We start from the raw sequence: 15145 nt of genomic DNA, 5'->3' as shown, positions 1-15145 counted from the left end.
ATTTACTATGAGAATACTTTTTATTGGTCTATTTCTAGCACCTTGGGCCATATTTTCACAGAATGATATTTCGGTGCATGTGCACAATGTACCATCCAACAAGGGGAATATAAATGTGGCCGTCTACAATTCGGATGCTACTTTTTTGTCTTTTGATGGAGTATTTAAAACTGGTACGGAAGCTGCTCACGAGGGGGTTGTACAATTGATGATTGAAGATTTACCTGCAGGTAGATATGCATTGGCGGTTTTCCACGATGAGAACGGAAATGGTAAATTGGATACGAATTGGTTGGGCGTACCCAAAGAAAAAGTGGCCTTTTCCAAAGGAAGGATGAAAACCTTTGGACCTCCAAAATATAAAGAATGTGCATTCCAAATCCATTCGGATTACGAAATCGACGTTAAACTTTAAAAATTAAAAATGGGAACAATTTTTATGGCCCAGCTCATGGGAGCCTTGTATGGATTATTGGCTGTGATATTTGGGGCATTTGGTGCTCATGCCCTTAAAAAGAAATTGACACCCGAACTGCTGCAAAGTTTTGAGACAGGGGTCAAATATCAGATGTACCACGCTATCGTGTTATTGGTCTTGGGTTTTAATCTCAGTTTTGACAAGCCCTTGGATTCTTGGATAGTCAATTGCTTTATTTTTGGAACCTTATTGTTTTCTTTTAGTATTTATGCACTTTGTTTGGGTGCGGCAAAAGGGAATAAACCTCGTTTTTTGGGGCCTGTTACTCCACTTGGAGGACTACTTTTGGTTGTGGGTTGGGCCTTGTTGCTTTATTCCTTTGTTTCAAATTTAATTTGATGTTAACTACAGCCACAGTTGTCCTGGCCACAGGAATTGGAATTGTTGTTTCCTTTACTGAAGATTGATTTGGGAAGCAAGAATTTCCAAACCAAATAGCCTACTGCAATGAGTAAAGTTCCGTATGCCAATATTTGTTGAATCATCTTTGTTTTAAATTAGGATTTGGTAGGCTATCAATGCTACAATATAAGCAAAAGCACTCATAAAGCCCAATTGGATCATAGGCCATTTCCAAGAATTGGTCTCTCTTTTTACAATGGCGAGGGTACTCATACATTGCATGGCGAATGCATAAAACAGCATTAAAGAAATACCCGAGGCCAAATTGAACAAGGGTTTGCCATCTTCGTCCAGCTCTGCTGCCATTCGATTTTTAATGGTTTCCTCTTCATCACTGCCCACACTGTAAATGGTGGCCAAAGTTCCCACGAATACTTCGCGAGCGGCAAAGGAGGTCAAAACTGCGATGCCAATCTTCCAGTCGTAACCCAAGGGTTTTACCAGGGGTTCAAAAGCCTTTCCTGCTTGTCCAATATAGGAGTGCTCCAACTTATAACTGGCTATTTCCTGGGCTATGGCCCTTTCGGAAAGCTCTGCGGCGAGCACCTGAATGGAATCTTGCAGGGCATTGGGAGACAATCCTTTTGCTTCGGCAGATTGCCGATAAGATTCTATATTGTTCTGGACATAGTTTTTACTGTAGGTGCTCAACCCTTCGTTTTTTATTCGTTCCGTAACAATACGGTCGGCATCCTGAAAATCATCAGAATAACCGTTGGATCCCAAAAACCATAATACAATGGAGATGGCCAAAATAATTTTACCTGCCCCCAGTACAAAACTCTTGGTCTTTTCAATTACGGTATACACCACATTTTTAAGCAATGGTAGACGGTAGGTGGGCATCTCCACCATAAAAACAGACCTGCTTTTTATTTTAAGGATCTTGTTCAAGGCCATTGCGGATAACAGGGCGGTTCCAAATCCGATCAAATAGAGCAGCATTAAAGTCAAAGCTTGATAACTGAGTCCCAGAATACTGCCTTCGGGGATTACCAGGGCGATTAAAATTAAATATACGGGCAATCTGGCGGAGCAGGTGGTAAATGGTGTTACTAAAATGGTAATGAGCCGTTCTTTCCAGTTCTCTATGGTTCGGGTGGCCATAATGGCGGGAATGGCACATGCGTTTCCAGAAATTAAGGGCACTACACTTTTTCCGCTCAACCCAAAAGGACGCATCAACCGGTCCATTAAAAATACCACGCGGCTCATATATCCCGATTCTTCCAGCAGGGAGATAAAGAGGAACAAAAAGGCAATCTGTGGTATAAAAATGACAATGCCGCCAATACCGGCCACAATACCCTCGGCAAGCAAATCTGTAAAAACACCGGGGGGCAATGTGTTTTTGATCCATTCTGCAGCCATTGCAAATTGTTCGTCAATAAAGTCCATGGGGTAGGAACTCCATTCGAAAATAGCTTGGAAGATGAGCAACAAAATGGCAAAGAAGATAAGGTAACCGAAGACTTTGTGTGTAAGAATTTTGTCCAAAGCGGCGCGTAAGCCCTTGGCTACCATAAAATCGACCTTATAGGTCTCTTTTAAAATATTGTTGATGAGCTGGTACCTGAGCACGGTTTCCTTGTGCTGTAGTTTTTTGAGTTCATCCTTGGATTTGGTGGAGAAATCCGTGGCATCCTGAATCCGCTTTTTCTCTATGGGCATAAAGTTCACGTCCTGGGTGATCACCAGCCATAGTTTGTATAGGTCTTCCTGAGGAAAGGTCTCTTTAAGGCGGTTAAAGTATTCAGGGGAGATTCTGGTCGGGTCCAAAATCGGTTTGGAAGAAATGCTCTTGTAGTCGGCAATGAGTTCCTTGACTCTTTCAATGCCCGTATTTTTTCGCGTACTTACCAAAGCAATTTTGGTGTCCAACTTTTTTTCCATGGCCTCAACATCCAGCGATATTCCCTTGCGGGACATCCGATCTGCCATGTTTATGACCAAAATGGTCGGAATCTTAAGATCTTTGATCTGGGTAAAAAGGAGTAGGTTCCTTTTTAGGTTTTCCACGTCGCTGATAACAACGGCCACATCGGGATAGTCCTTGTCATTCTTGTTGAGCAAAAGTTCTACGACCAGACTTTCATCCAAAGAAGTGGTATTTAAACTATAGGTTCCTGGAAGGTCAAGGATATGTGCCTTAACTCCTCTTGGGAGCTTGCAGATACCTTCTTTTTTCTCTACGGTGATGCCTGGGTAGTTCCCGACTTTTTGCTTGAGTCCTGTAAGTTGATTAAAAACTGAGGTTTTCCCCGTATTTGGGTTCCCGATAAGGGCTACGTTGATATTTTTACTCATTTGGCCTGCGTTTCTTCAATAATATCCAGCTCTATAAGTGCTGCCAAAGACCTTCTTATTGCCAAATGACTTCCGCTGAGGTTAATGTAAATGGGGTCGTTCAAAGGGGCAATTTGCAAAAGCTCCACACTATTCCCGGGAAGACAGCCCAACTCCATTAGTTTTATAGGGAGGATATGTTCGGTAAAATCCTTGATTATGCCCTTTTGTCCATATCGTAAATCTGCTACGGTCGCCAATTGTTCTTATTTAGAATAAATTTAATTAAGGACAAAAATAAGTAAAAAAGGGAAACTAGGGGAGGTAATCATAAATAAAGGGAAAACTTATTGTTCTTTATAACTGGCTTCGAGTATTTTGATGTCCTCAAGGAGCTTGTCAATATCTTCACGATCGGTGCCATCATAAAAGCCACGAATCCGTTTTTCCTTGTCCACCAGAATAAAGTTTTCGGTATGGATCATGTCAAAAGCCCCACCATCACCATCATTTTTAACCGCTAGGTACGATTTCCGTGCTAACTCATAAATTTGTTTTTTATCCCCTGTCACTAAGTTCCATTTGCTATCTACTACACCTTTTTCCAAGGCATATCTTTTTAATTGGGCAACAGTGTCTATTTCTGGGGTCACGGAGTGGGAGAGGAGCATTATGTTGGGATTGTCTATCACTGCATCCTGTATTTCGGTCATGTTTTTGGTCATGATCGGGCAAATGGTAAGGCATGTGGTAAAAAAGAAGTCGGCCACATAGATCTTGTCCTTGTAATTCTTTTGGGTTATGGTATCGCCGTTTTGATTCACCAAAGAAAAATCGGCCACTTTGTGGTATTTTTTTGTATAGTGCAAGGTGCTGTCAACCAAAGATTTGTCGACCATAGAAGGTTGGTACACAGGAAGCATTTTTTTAGGTTGCAGCGCATTATAGAACAGATAAACGATAACCGCCGAGAGCAACAACATTACTATTCCAAACAGCTTGTACTTTGCGAAAAATGATCCCATGGTTACAAAATTACGGTCCAAATGGCTATTCCTCAAGGATAAAGCCACTAATTGTTGCTAAATCTTTCTTAAATCGTATGGGGATGAAAATTGAGGTTTTTTTATCAATACCTAAAAGGTTACTTTTGTGCGTTTTAACAAAAGACGACGAATGACCCCTATATTGATCAAAACTATACAATTCTTTCTGAGCTTATCGCTTCTGATCGTGCTTCACGAACTGGGACACTTTATCCCGGCAAAGCTTTTTAAGACCAGGGTGGAGAAGTTTTATCTTTTTTTTGATGTTAAATTTTCCCTTTTCAAAAAGAAAATCGGTGAAACCGTTTATGGTATTGGTTGGCTGCCCTTGGGCGGATATGTAAAGATATCCGGAATGATTGATGAGAGCATGGACAAAGAGCAGATGCAGCAGGAGCCAAAACCTTGGGAATTCCGGAGCAAGCCAGCTTGGCAACGTTTGATCATAATGCTGGGCGGGGTTACGGTGAACTTTATTTTGGCTGTTGTAATTTATATTGGAATGGCCTACTCTTATGGCGACCAATATATACCCATGGATAGTTTAAAAGATGGGGTTTGGGTAATAGAAAAGGAAATTGGGGATGAAGTAGGTATACAGACCGGGGATAAGATTATTGCTGTTGATGGCGAGGAGCTAAAAACCTTTAATAGTGTATTTGTTGAGTTGATCAATGGAAACAATATTACTATAGAGAGGGATGGCCAGCGTATAGAAAAAGAAATCCCCATTGATTTTATCTCTACTTTGATTGAAGACGAGGATAAGGTTCGTTTCCTAAGCTTTAGGGTTCCGTTCCAAGTAAATAAGATTCCAAAAACATCGCATAATAAAACTGCGGGATTCCAATCCAAAGATAAATTCTTGACCATTAACGGTTCCGAAGCTATTTACAGAGATCAAGTGATGGATATACTGGAAAAGAACAAGGACAAGGACATCAACATTGAAGTAGAACGTGCCGATGGAACACACTCCAATATTGTAGCCCACGTTAATGGGGAAGGTAAGTTAGGTTTGGAGATTGGGGGATATACGATGGATGATTTGCAAGAAGAAGGGTATTTGGCGGTAGAAACTGAAAAATATACCTTTTTGGAAGCCATTCCAGCAGGAATTGACAAAGGTGTTTCCACTCTATCCAGTTACGTAAAGCAATTAAAGAAGATTTTTAACCCTGAAACCGGAGCTTATAAAGGTGTTGGAGGGTTTGCCGCTATTGGTGGCATGTTCCCCGATACATGGAACTGGCCTGCATTTTGGGCCACTACGGCATTTATATCCATAATCTTGGCCTTTATGAACATTTTGCCTATTCCCGCATTGGATGGTGGGCACGTAATGTTCCTGCTTTATGAGATGGTTACAGGACGTAAACCAAGCGATAAATTTTTGGAGTATGCACAAATGATAGGGTTCTTTATTTTGATTGCTTTGTTGCTGTTTGCCAATGGCAACGATTTGTATAAATGGCTTTTTAAATAATATTAAAAAGGAGCAGTTTTTAAAAACTGCTCCTTTTTTTAAGCGGTTGTTGTTAATTGTGGTTTCTCCCACTGCATCAAATACATTTCACCAAGTAAAGGATGGCCAAACCTGAGCCACCAATACCCGCCATTAATTTCTTTAGTTTCTTCAATTTCCATTCCATTAAACTCTCTTAGTTTTTTCATAAGATTAAATTTTAAGATTAAACAATTAACCAAACATAATCGCCCCCACTCTCAAAATTTGCGAGTGGCATAAATATTTTAAAGTTTTTTTGTTTGTGGTGTAAAAAAGATTCTATTATATTTGCACCCGCTTAAGGTAAAATATTCCTCCTTACCTGCCTGCCGGCAGGCAGGGCTCAGAACTGAGCTACTTTTTTGACCGGCAAGCAGTGTAAAGAGAAACAGAGTATAAATCAAAGATTATCTTAAACGTAATATTCCTCCTTAGCTCAGTTGGTTAGAGCATCTGACTGTTAATCAGAGGGTCCTTGGTTCGAGTCCAAGAGGGGGAGCAGAGACAGTAAGGCTTCAGAGAAATTCACACTCTGGGGCCTTTTTTATTTGCACGCAATTTGCACGCAGATTGAAAAAAATGAAGTTTGGGGTCAAATTTTAACATTTAAAACCAAAATTTTCCAGATTAAATTGAGATTTGTCCCAATACTTACCCCCTAACCTTTGCACTTGAATCCTGTTACAATTTTGTAGTGTTCGGAAAGAAAAGCGTAGAATAAAATTGGAATAGGGTGCAACTTACTAATTAAACTAATGAGAACTTATTTGTCCCTATTCAGCATTACTTTTATCCTAGATAAGCGATAAGTTATAGTATGTCAATTATTTCAACTTTACTTTTTGTGTCGCCTATTGTTACCCTGTCTCCAATTCTTCTACCTTTTATTGAAACAGCCAACGGCTTCGTAATATTTACGATTTGCACTCCATTAATGATTTCAGCACCATTGGTTTGATAGTCTACCAATTTCACATTTAATTCCTTCTCATTACTAAGGAATTTAATTTTTACAGTGCTATTTAGTTCGACCTTGTTCTCAAATAGAGAGTTTGGAATGTAATCTACTCTTTGTTCTACCACTTCTAGGACTATTTCAGAATGGCTTTTGATAACTGACCATTCAGATTCGTAGTAATTGTTGTCCACTGGCTTTCCATTAGCGGTAAAACTTTGGAATACTAATCGACTGATGTCATCATAGATATCAAGGGGAAAGAAATTATATTCTATTTGGTCAAAATCATTGTAAATGACTTTGTAGCCTTGCAAGTGAAGTTGCTCCCGTGTCGAAATATTTTCGGTCAAATGTGCTTTGAATTTTCTACGGCCATTCTCATTGAAGTAAATGCCAATGATTTTTTCAGTTTCAACAGCTTCGATATGCACCAATTCCCCATCTTTATTCAATCCATTCATATATTCTTTCCCAATTCTCCTTGAAAGAAGTATTGGAATATGGACTTTATTGACATGGCCTGATTTATAGCATTGTAGAAGAAAACCTGTCTTGTAAATTTCTTGTATCGGAATTACATAATCAGCTTCCAATGGCTCTTTATCTGTCAGAATATATGTCCCTGATTTAAATAGGTTGAAGTATCGAAGTATTTGTTCTGTTCTTGGTCTTGAATCAACTTGCTCAAATTGTTCTTCAGGAGTTTCTTCATCATATTTATCAATGACCAAATCTGAATTTTGCACATCTAATGAATCACCCGTTCTTGCTTCTTTTTCCTGTTGAGTATTAGATTCCTGATACCCATTATCTGATATGGATTCTATCTCTTTTTCTTCAAATACAGGAATCATGTTCCAAAGTGGTTCTAATGCTTTCTCTCTGTTGCTGTAATACTCATAACCACGAACTCTAAAGAACTGCCAACCGCATCTCTCAAGTACTTTTTGGCGCATTATGTCATTTTGATGCTGTTCGGGACCATGCCATTTATCACCATCACATTCTATAGCTATTTTAGTTCCATCAGGTAGCAGAGCAACCATATCAATCTTGTATCGACCTTTCGCCACTTCGTATTGAGGAATAATGCTAAGTCGCTTTCTCACAATATCATTGTAAACGTCAACTTCAAACCAACTGTCGAAAGGTTCAGGTTGTGTTCCCATTTGCCTTTCTATTGGCGTGTTGAAAATTGGTTGATAGGTGTTGTAATTTTTGAAATGATCTAATAGTTTGTAACGTAAATCATTTGTATTACTCAAATCGTCCAACTGAACAGAATGGAATAAATAAATCTGCTCTTTGGCACGACTTACTGCAACGTTGAACCGTCTTTCGTCTTCTGGTTTCACAAGTGCCGACCTGTTGTGATTGTGAGCAGTAACTAGGCTCAAAAGGATAATATCTCTTTCATCACCTTGGAAAGAGGATGAGTTTCCACAGACAATCTTGCGTTTGTGAAATTCCTTTTCTCCAATTCTTTTCAGAAGGAGGTTTTCAATCAAACTTGCTTGTTGATTTCCTTGTAGAGTAATAACTCCAATTGTCTTTCCATTGTAGTTAGCGTCTTCGACTAACTTTCCGACTGTTTCAGCAATGTGATTTGCCTCTGGCTCGTTTATTATTCTTGCGCCTCTACCTTCTGTGTATCCATTTGAGCAAAACACAGTTGTTAATGGTTCAAGCCGATTTTCTGAGTATTGCTTAAGTGGGTAAAGTCCTTTTCCATCAGGAGCATAAAAATGACGATTTGAGAACTCAATGATTTCAGGCATACACCTGAAATGTTCCCGAAGAACGGTAACTCCATCACAGAAAAATTTAGCATGGTCGAAAAAGCTGAACTCTGTCCCGTAATAATCTGAGAATGGGATTCCATTTAGGTGACGCTTAATGTGAGGCGTCATTGTATTTGCGTCAACACCAACATATTCAGGTGAAGTCTGCTTGTCATCTCCAACGATGATAATATTCTTTGTAATGTAGAGTAGGAAGATAGCATCAGGGCCAAGTTGACTGGCCTCATCAATAATTACATAGTCGTACATTTCTTGTTCTGGCTGAATCGTTTCAGCAACCTTATACAACGGCATTATCCAACATGGAACAGAATCTTTGCAATGTTCCATTTCTTGTTGAGCAATCTTTCGAAACTTCATTGCCCTTTTGCCTTTTCCCGTCTTACCAATCTTCTTTACTGCCATTACCCAAGCATCTAAATGCTGTCTCAAAGAGCGGTTTTGCTGCAGACCTTCAACAACTTTATACCATGCTTTTTTTGAAGCGAGCTTTGCAGTTAGTTTTCTTTCTTTCCTTTCTAATTCAGATAGGCTTTGAATAAGTTGATTTTCATAATTAATATCCATCAGCTTTTCAAGTTGATGTTGCGCATTTCTGAAAAAGATTGCTTGTTTTAAATTTTCTACATCCTTAGCTGAAAAGGAATTGTCTTCTACCAATTGTGTTGTGGATGGAATCTTAGAATAAAGCTCAGAACGTAAATTTTTGAAATTCAGGAAATTCTCTTTTCCATAGGCTAACTTTTCAATTCTGTTCAGTAATTCTTCATATGCGTGAAGGTCAAGGTTGTTGTATGCTTCAATTATATTTTCCTTAATTGGGTGGTAGCCTTTTGGAACATACTTATTCAGATATGCAGTAGATTGATTAATTAGCTCTTCAATCTCCGAAATTCGCTCTTTTAATTTGCTATACTCCGCTTTGAGAATAGACAACTTTAGGTCTTCTTTATCAAAGAGTTTTATCTGCAAACTGCTACTGGATTTAATAGCCGATTCCAATACTTTTGCTTCCTCAATTAACTTAGTAAGGCGTGAAACCTCATCTTGGATTTGCTTAAAAAAGGAATACTTATTGAACAGTAAGTTCCCTTTTGGAACTTCCTTTTTCCAAATTTCCGCAAGCTCTATGAAGTCTTGTTGAAAGGAAATATCCTTCAATACAGTTTCATATTCCTCAATAGTATCGCAAGGACTTCCATTGACACGAACCGATTCAATAAAATATAGTCGTTCTTTTATTTCTCTTGGTAGAAAGGGCTTTTTAATTGAAAAAGTAAATCCTGTTAACGGATTACCTTCATTTAAATATTCAAGAAGTACTTGAGCATCATTTTTAAGCTGCTTTAAACTTTTGTCCTGAGGATAAGAGACTTCAATATCCTTATCAACCTGCCGTAAATCATGCTTTTCGAACTTTTCGAGCAGCGACTTTGACTGGTTCAATATTTGCAACCATTCCTGATTTCTGCCTTTCAAGAAGGATTCTATAACAGAAGAAGTGAAGTCAATCTGGAATTTATCTACTTCGTTGTAAAATTTTTGAAGGTTATGTAGGTGTTGAAAAAGTTGCTCAAAATCTGAACATGAAATTTTCAGGTTGTCATCTTTTGGAAATGAGCCTTTGGCAAGCTTGTCAATAAGTCTTGAATATTCCTTTAACTGGTCAGTAGTAAGTAATTCATTGGGATTAGGGATTTCAAAATCAAATTCATCTGTCGCAATTTGCTTGTAATTTCCATGCAGTTGAATGAATTCGGTTAGACGTGAAAGCAACTCATTATTTTCGATATTACTGAAATCGTCTTCGTACCATTCGAATAATGGTGTATCTATTTCAAGATTCTCAGCAATTTCAGTTAAAGTTCCTTTGTATTTTTCGTTAATCTCCTGTTTTCGTGTTGCTTTCTCCTTAATGTTGACAAGACTGTTTGAGGTTTCAGCAATTGATTCTCTCGTCTTCTTTAATTCATTTTCATACCCATCAATTTGTGATTGATATTGAGTTAGATTGGCTCTTGATAATTCATCATTTATGGCATTGACACTTGATTGTAAGTCTTGGATGGAAGATGAATCCCCGCTCAAAAGGTTTACTGCCAAATCCTGAAATTCAGGTGGAAGCTTATCTTTTAGAACTTCCAATGCTCTCTTTGTATAAGCGGTAATTAATACCTTTTTACCGTTTGCGAGCAAGTGACAAATTAAATTGGCAATAGTGTGGGACTTTCCTGTACCTGGAGGGCCTTGAACTAGAACCTTATTATTTCTTTTGGCTTTTTCAACTATCTCTAATTGTTCGTCATTGTATTCCTTCGGAAAAAATATTGGTTCAATCTGTGAGCTATTAAATGAGTTATCTGAGAGAGAATTATCATCTTCAATATTTGGATGGATTCCTATAAGGTCATTAATTGTCGGAATTTCAAGACTATCTTTACCATTTTCGATATTCTCTAAGATTTTCTCATATAGGGCGGTAAAGCTTCGAGTATTTCTTTTTCTAAGTAAGAGAGCTGGGGAAAAAGTGATATTTGGTTTTGAAGCTGTTCTATTTGGCTTTTCAATTAAATGGTTATAGCTACCATCAGGAGAAACCCTTTCTGCAAACATTTGTAGGGCATCTTCTGTATTGCTGAAAATTGTTTCAATATTTTTTTCATTAATGTAGTTCTCTACCGCCTTTTCAGCATCTATTATGTTTTGCGAATCGAACTGGTCAAATAAATCAAGGATGGAATCAGTTTCAATTTGGGGTGCAGATTCTAAGTTTGGCGAAACGAAAATTTGTGAGTCTTTTTGAGAATACTCGAAATTAATATCGACTCTTTGGGTTAAAATATGTCTGAAAATCTTCGGACGTTCATCATTCTCTTTAAAGTTCAATAGCCCAACACCAACAACTAACTCGTACTCTTCTCCAAATTGCTGGGTCTTGTTGAATATTCGGAAAAGCTGTTTGTAAACAGCATTTAGTTTCTCATACTTCTCGTGTTCAATTCTGTAAACTTCAATTTTCTCGTTATATTCTATCAGGTCATCAATCCATTTTTTGTCAATGTATTGCTGTAATTCTTTTTCAAGTTCTGGAAAATCTTCAATTGAAAGAGTTTCTCCATTAATTTCAAGTGCTTCCTTTAACTTGGGTTCATCTTCTTCATTTAATAATGTTGGCTTATCAATCCATTTTTCCAAGTTTTCTGTAAGCTTGGCAAATTGTGGTTTCACGGGTACTTTAGGCTTTCTTACTTTCAACCAATAGTCGTTGTCTTCATTGAAGTCAGGCCTGATAATATTTTCAAAAAGCTCATTTTCGGGAATGTCGTTCAGCCAAAATTTCTCAGGATATTGTGTTTCTTGAGCTTCAATGTCGCGGACAGGGTTACTTCTAAGTTTCGAGAACTCTTTTAGATAATTAAATATCTGTAAGTATTTGTTCTTTTTCATCATGCCCAATTTATTCTAATACAATTGACTGTTTTTTAAAGTTGAAAAACTTACATGATAGGGGGATAGTACACAAGTTAAGTATATTTTCCTGCATATAATTACTTTGTTTCTGGAAGGCTTTCAGATTTACTATGGATAAGGGGTAAAGCAAAAGGGTTATACTGTGGTTTTCAATTTTTAATCTAACTTGTTTATGAAGAGGTTTTATCGGCATATATTACCCATTTGATTGACTATGCTTAAGGTTTTAATAAAGCATAGTTTTACTAGGCTATCAGTAAATTTGAGGGGATTGTGTTAAATGTAAGAATTTTTAATAAACTGGAAAATGTGGAATTCCGTAAAAGGTTTAATAATTTTATCGAATGGATGATTTGGTTTCTAAACTTGATTGCTTTCTTTTTTGTTTTGCTTCGCAAAAGAAAAATGTAAAGCAAGAGGGCAACACGGCAGGCCGGTGTTGCATGGATAAACACTAAAGTAACCTACTATAAAACAGTACCTTACCTTAAAATTACTTTTAAAAAAGTACGTTTAGGGAGTCAAATTTGCGGCAAATGCCCCCGAACCCCCCGTAAACAGGCATGGATTTGCGGCAAACTATAAATAAACAAAGAATTTTTTTCTTTTGATAAATTAATCCTAGTCTAGGAATGGGATATATAGTTTTAGCCATTTTTTCAGCTATTCTTTTATTAGGCCTGAATAAGGATCGGGTTATTTACTTGGTTTTATACCTTATTTACGCAAATCTGATTTAACGCGATCTAGGGTTCAGGCAATATATTTTACTTTAATTTTGTACATTGTTGTACCAATACAGACTCTTCCCATGGGCATCGAAACATATTTTCAACTATTAACTGACGCCGAAAAGAAATTTTTACCTGAAAAGTTATTTTTTGGTGGAAATGAAAATTTGTTATATGAAAAGAGAAGGGTTTCAGTGGTAGGTTCTAGGGCCGCTACCAAAGAAGGATTACAAAGAGCTAGAATAATCTCATCGACTTTAGTAAAACATGACATCATCGTCGTTAGTGGTTTGGCAAAAGGTATCGATACTATTGCTCACCAAACTGCAATAAATTCTGGGGGTCAAACTATAGCGGTTCTGGGAACTCCTTTAAATGTTTCATATCCAAAAGAGAATGTCAATCTCTTGGAAATGATTAAAAAAGAACATTTAGCCGTTTCACAATTTCCTGAAGGATATCCGACTCAACCAAAGAATTTTCCAATTCGTAATAGAACAATGGCCCTAATATCAGACGCTACAATTATAATAGAGGCATCCGAAAAAAGTGGAACTCGTCATCAAGGTTGGGAGGCCCTTCGTTTAGGGCGGGAAGTATATATTTTGGAAAATGTTATTAAGGAAAAGGAAATCTCTTGGGCGAAAGAAATGTTGGATTACGGCGCCCAAGTACTTTCAAGGGATAATGTTGATGAGATATTTACTGACATCCCTTATTTGACCTCAAAGTTTGAGGATGCCTTTTGAGATTCCATTCGCTACAATGCTTGAATATGCTAGCAGGGGAACCAATGAAAAAGCACAGCTTTCAAAACGAATATGCGGTAATATTAAGTCAGGAAATTCCCTAGTTATTGAAAGACTCATTTACCATATGTCTAAATTACCCCTGAATCACCCAATTTCAGAGATGTTCAGGGATAATCCAGTATTGGTTCCAGCACCTCGAAGTACACCAATGGTTGAGGGGGCACTTTGGCCAACAAGAATTTTATCAGAGCACCTTGTGAACTCAGGTTTTGGTGGAAGTGTACAAAACTTAATTGCAAGAATAGCTCCTGTCCCAAAATCAAGTAATTATTATACTGCTGAAAGTCGTCCCTCTTGCAACACCCATTTTAACAGCTTATTGTGTACGCCACCACAAGCGTTTATTCAAAAGTTAATTATTGTTGACGATGTTTTTACTTTGGGAAGAACATCGTGTGCCTGCGTTAGGAAATTAAAAGAAATCTATCCAAACGCAGAAATATTGGTTTTTGCGGCTATGAGAACTCGTGGATTTGTAGCTTCCTTAGACGAAATAGTTAGGCCTTCGTATAATCAAATGATTTATCATCCGGAGCAAGACCGCATTTTTTTGCCCAATTAAGTTGTTAAACCAATTATTCTTAATTCAATATTACAGGTTAATGGCATCTATGGCAATTTTGACTAAAAAGGGATTTTTTGTAAGATATTCCAGAGTTGGAATGCTTTCTTTTTTGTTTTGTAAATGCAAAAGAAAAATGTAAAGCAAGAGGATAGCACGCAGGCACGATGCTATTGATTTATTTTCCTTCGGAAAAGCCCATTTTTAGGATGTTTTTTAAAAATAGTGGTTATTGATGTTTACATCATTTTTGACTAAAAAAGGCCTTCAGCCCAGTAAAATCAATGGGTTTTTGACTAAAAAACGGTAATTTATTGTAACCCTTAGATGTAGATTTCATTCCACTTTTAGCCCAGCATAAACTTTTAGAGTATTCCCATTTTTCACGTAAAAATGCTTTCAGCCCAGTAAAGTCAAAGAGTTTTTCACGGAAAAATCAAAATTGAGTTGCTTAGTTGGAGGTATTATTGCTTTTGTAATTATCGTGTCAACCCCCTTTCTTTGGCCTTTTTTTCTTCCCTGAAAAATAGGTTCAAATGGTCCATCAATGCCTCTTCCCCGACCGGCATCAAGCGGTTGGCTATGGTCATCGCCTGATGGATAAATTCCTCTTCGTTCCTCTCCATTACATCGTCCGAACCAAGATCGGGATTTATTGCCCTCATGGAAAGATATATCAAAGAACGAACGGTCAACAACAGATCGGCATGTCCATCAAGATAAAAGAATGTGGGTTGGAACTTGTCTTTGAACCATGGATGGGGAATCAAGGTAGGGGAATGGTCATTTGAGTGAAGTCTCAAATCCTTTATTAGTTTTTCTTCGTTCGGGTTCATGGATTCATTTTTTGTTTTCAAGTTTAGTTAGCTTTTCGTCCAATTTGTCCATAAAGTACAATTGGCTATCCGGAAGGATGCTCAATACCAGTTCCAATACTTGGATTGGATAAGCCGGGTAAACTGACCCACCTTCGCCGGATGAAACTGACCATGGCAAATGGACTGCCCAGATTTGATCTATCCTTGGGTTAAACTTAGTTTTTATTTTTCAATTTTCTTCTCATTGATTCTCCTTTTATATCTATTCTGTG

At 37.7% G+C, this 15145-nt stretch carries 11 protein-coding genes and 1 tRNA gene; 6 read left to right on the top strand and 6 right to left on the bottom strand.

The window, feature by feature from the left end:
- Positions 1 to 7: 7 nt before the first annotated feature.
- Both GO009_RS00060 and GO009_RS00055 read left to right on the top strand, forming a co-directional pair.
- Positions 8 to 415 (top strand): DUF2141 domain-containing protein, encoded by a 408-nt coding sequence (locus tag GO009_RS00060; protein WP_163624112.1) that lies wholly within the window; start codon positions 8 to 10, stop codon positions 413 to 415.
- A gap of 9 nt (positions 416 to 424) precedes the next feature.
- A complete protein-coding gene (locus GO009_RS00055; protein ID WP_163624111.1) occupies positions 425 to 817 on the top strand; it encodes a DUF423 domain-containing protein in 393 nt (130 codons plus the stop codon).
- Positions 818 to 970: 153 nt separating this feature from the next.
- Here the strand turns inward: GO009_RS00055 and feoB are convergent, their stop codons facing one another.
- From feoB to GO009_RS00040, 3 genes are all read right to left on the bottom strand, one after another.
- Positions 971 to 3187 (bottom strand): ferrous iron transport protein B, encoded by a 2217-nt coding sequence (feoB, locus tag GO009_RS00050; protein WP_163624110.1) that lies wholly within the window; start codon positions 3185 to 3187, stop codon positions 971 to 973.
- Entirely contained in the window at positions 3184 to 3426 is a 243-nt protein-coding gene (locus GO009_RS00045) for a FeoA family protein (protein ID WP_163624109.1), read from the bottom strand. The genes feoB and GO009_RS00045 overlap by 4 nt, the downstream gene beginning before the upstream one ends.
- A gap of 87 nt (positions 3427 to 3513) precedes the next feature.
- Positions 3514 to 4191, bottom strand: coding sequence for an SCO family protein (locus GO009_RS00040; RefSeq protein WP_163624108.1), 678 nt, complete (start codon positions 4189 to 4191; stop codon positions 3514 to 3516).
- Positions 4192 to 4342: 151 nt separating this feature from the next.
- On the opposite strand from GO009_RS00040, the gene rseP reads away from it, so the two are divergent.
- On the top strand, positions 4343 to 5698 hold the full coding sequence (gene rseP, locus GO009_RS00035) for an RIP metalloprotease RseP (RefSeq protein WP_163624107.1): 1356 nt from the start codon (positions 4343 to 4345) through the stop codon (positions 5696 to 5698).
- A 38-nt stretch (positions 5699 to 5736) separates the two neighbouring features.
- On the opposite strand, the gene GO009_RS00030 is transcribed toward rseP, so the two are convergent.
- Positions 5737 to 5886 carry a hypothetical protein gene (locus GO009_RS00030; RefSeq protein WP_163624106.1) on the bottom strand — a complete coding sequence of 50 codons (150 nt, stop codon included), beginning with the start codon at positions 5884 to 5886 and terminating at the stop codon, positions 5737 to 5739.
- A 258-nt stretch (positions 5887 to 6144) separates the two neighbouring features.
- Here GO009_RS00030 and GO009_RS00025 point away from each other — a divergent pair.
- A tRNA-Asn gene (locus tag GO009_RS00025) sits at positions 6145 to 6218 on the top strand.
- 311 nt (positions 6219 to 6529) lie between these two features.
- Here GO009_RS00025 and GO009_RS00020 read toward each other — a convergent pair.
- A complete protein-coding gene (locus GO009_RS00020) occupies positions 6530 to 11926 on the bottom strand; it encodes an AAA domain-containing protein (RefSeq protein ID WP_163624105.1) in 5397 nt (1798 codons plus the stop codon).
- 835 nt (positions 11927 to 12761) lie between these two features.
- Here GO009_RS00020 and GO009_RS00015 point away from each other — a divergent pair.
- Positions 12762 to 13430 (top strand): DNA-processing protein DprA, encoded by a 669-nt coding sequence (locus tag GO009_RS00015; protein WP_163624104.1) that lies wholly within the window; start codon positions 12762 to 12764, stop codon positions 13428 to 13430.
- The gene (locus tag GO009_RS00010) at positions 13420 to 14055 is read left to right on the top strand and encodes a phosphoribosyltransferase (RefSeq protein WP_163624103.1); all 636 of its coding nucleotides are present in this window, start codon (positions 13420 to 13422) and stop codon (positions 14053 to 14055) included. Before GO009_RS00015 ends, GO009_RS00010 begins: the two co-directional genes overlap by 11 nt.
- Before the next feature lie 479 nt (positions 14056 to 14534).
- On the opposite strand, the gene GO009_RS00005 is transcribed toward GO009_RS00010, so the two are convergent.
- A complete protein-coding gene (locus tag GO009_RS00005) occupies positions 14535 to 14912 on the bottom strand; it encodes a hypothetical protein (RefSeq protein ID WP_163624102.1) in 378 nt (125 codons plus the stop codon).
- Positions 14913 to 15145 lie beyond the last annotated feature (233 nt).

This window comes from Allomuricauda sp. TY007, from assembly GCF_010468565.1.
In the GTDB taxonomy this organism is placed as follows: domain Bacteria; phylum Bacteroidota; class Bacteroidia; order Flavobacteriales; family Flavobacteriaceae; genus Flagellimonas.
This window is presented reverse-complemented; position numbering and strand designations above follow the sequence as displayed.

Excerpts from the sequence above, each read along its gene's own strand:
- GO009_RS00055 (WP_163624111.1), top strand. The coding sequence starts at position 425 with ATGGGAACAATTTTTATGGCCCAGCTCATGGGAGCCTTGTATGGATTA.
- rseP (WP_163624107.1), top strand. The coding sequence starts at position 4,343 with ATGACCCCTATATTGATCAAAACTATACAATTCTTTCTGAGCTTATCG.
- GO009_RS00010 (WP_163624103.1), top strand. The coding sequence starts at position 13,420 with ATGCCTTTTGAGATTCCATTCGCTACAATGCTTGAATATGCTAGCAGG.
- GO009_RS00030 (WP_163624106.1), bottom strand. The coding sequence starts at position 5,886 with ATGAAAAAACTAAGAGAGTTTAATGGAATGGAAATTGAAGAAACTAAA.
- GO009_RS00060 (WP_163624112.1), top strand. The coding sequence starts at position 8 with ATGAGAATACTTTTTATTGGTCTATTTCTAGCACCTTGGGCCATATTT.
- GO009_RS00020 (WP_163624105.1), bottom strand. The coding sequence starts at position 11,926 with ATGAAAAAGAACAAATACTTACAGATATTTAATTATCTAAAAGAGTTC.
- GO009_RS00015 (WP_163624104.1), top strand. The coding sequence starts at position 12,762 with ATGGGCATCGAAACATATTTTCAACTATTAACTGACGCCGAAAAGAAA.
- feoB (WP_163624110.1), bottom strand. The coding sequence starts at position 3,187 with ATGAGTAAAAATATCAACGTAGCCCTTATCGGGAACCCAAATACGGGG.
- GO009_RS00040 (WP_163624108.1), bottom strand. The coding sequence starts at position 4,191 with ATGGGATCATTTTTCGCAAAGTACAAGCTGTTTGGAATAGTAATGTTG.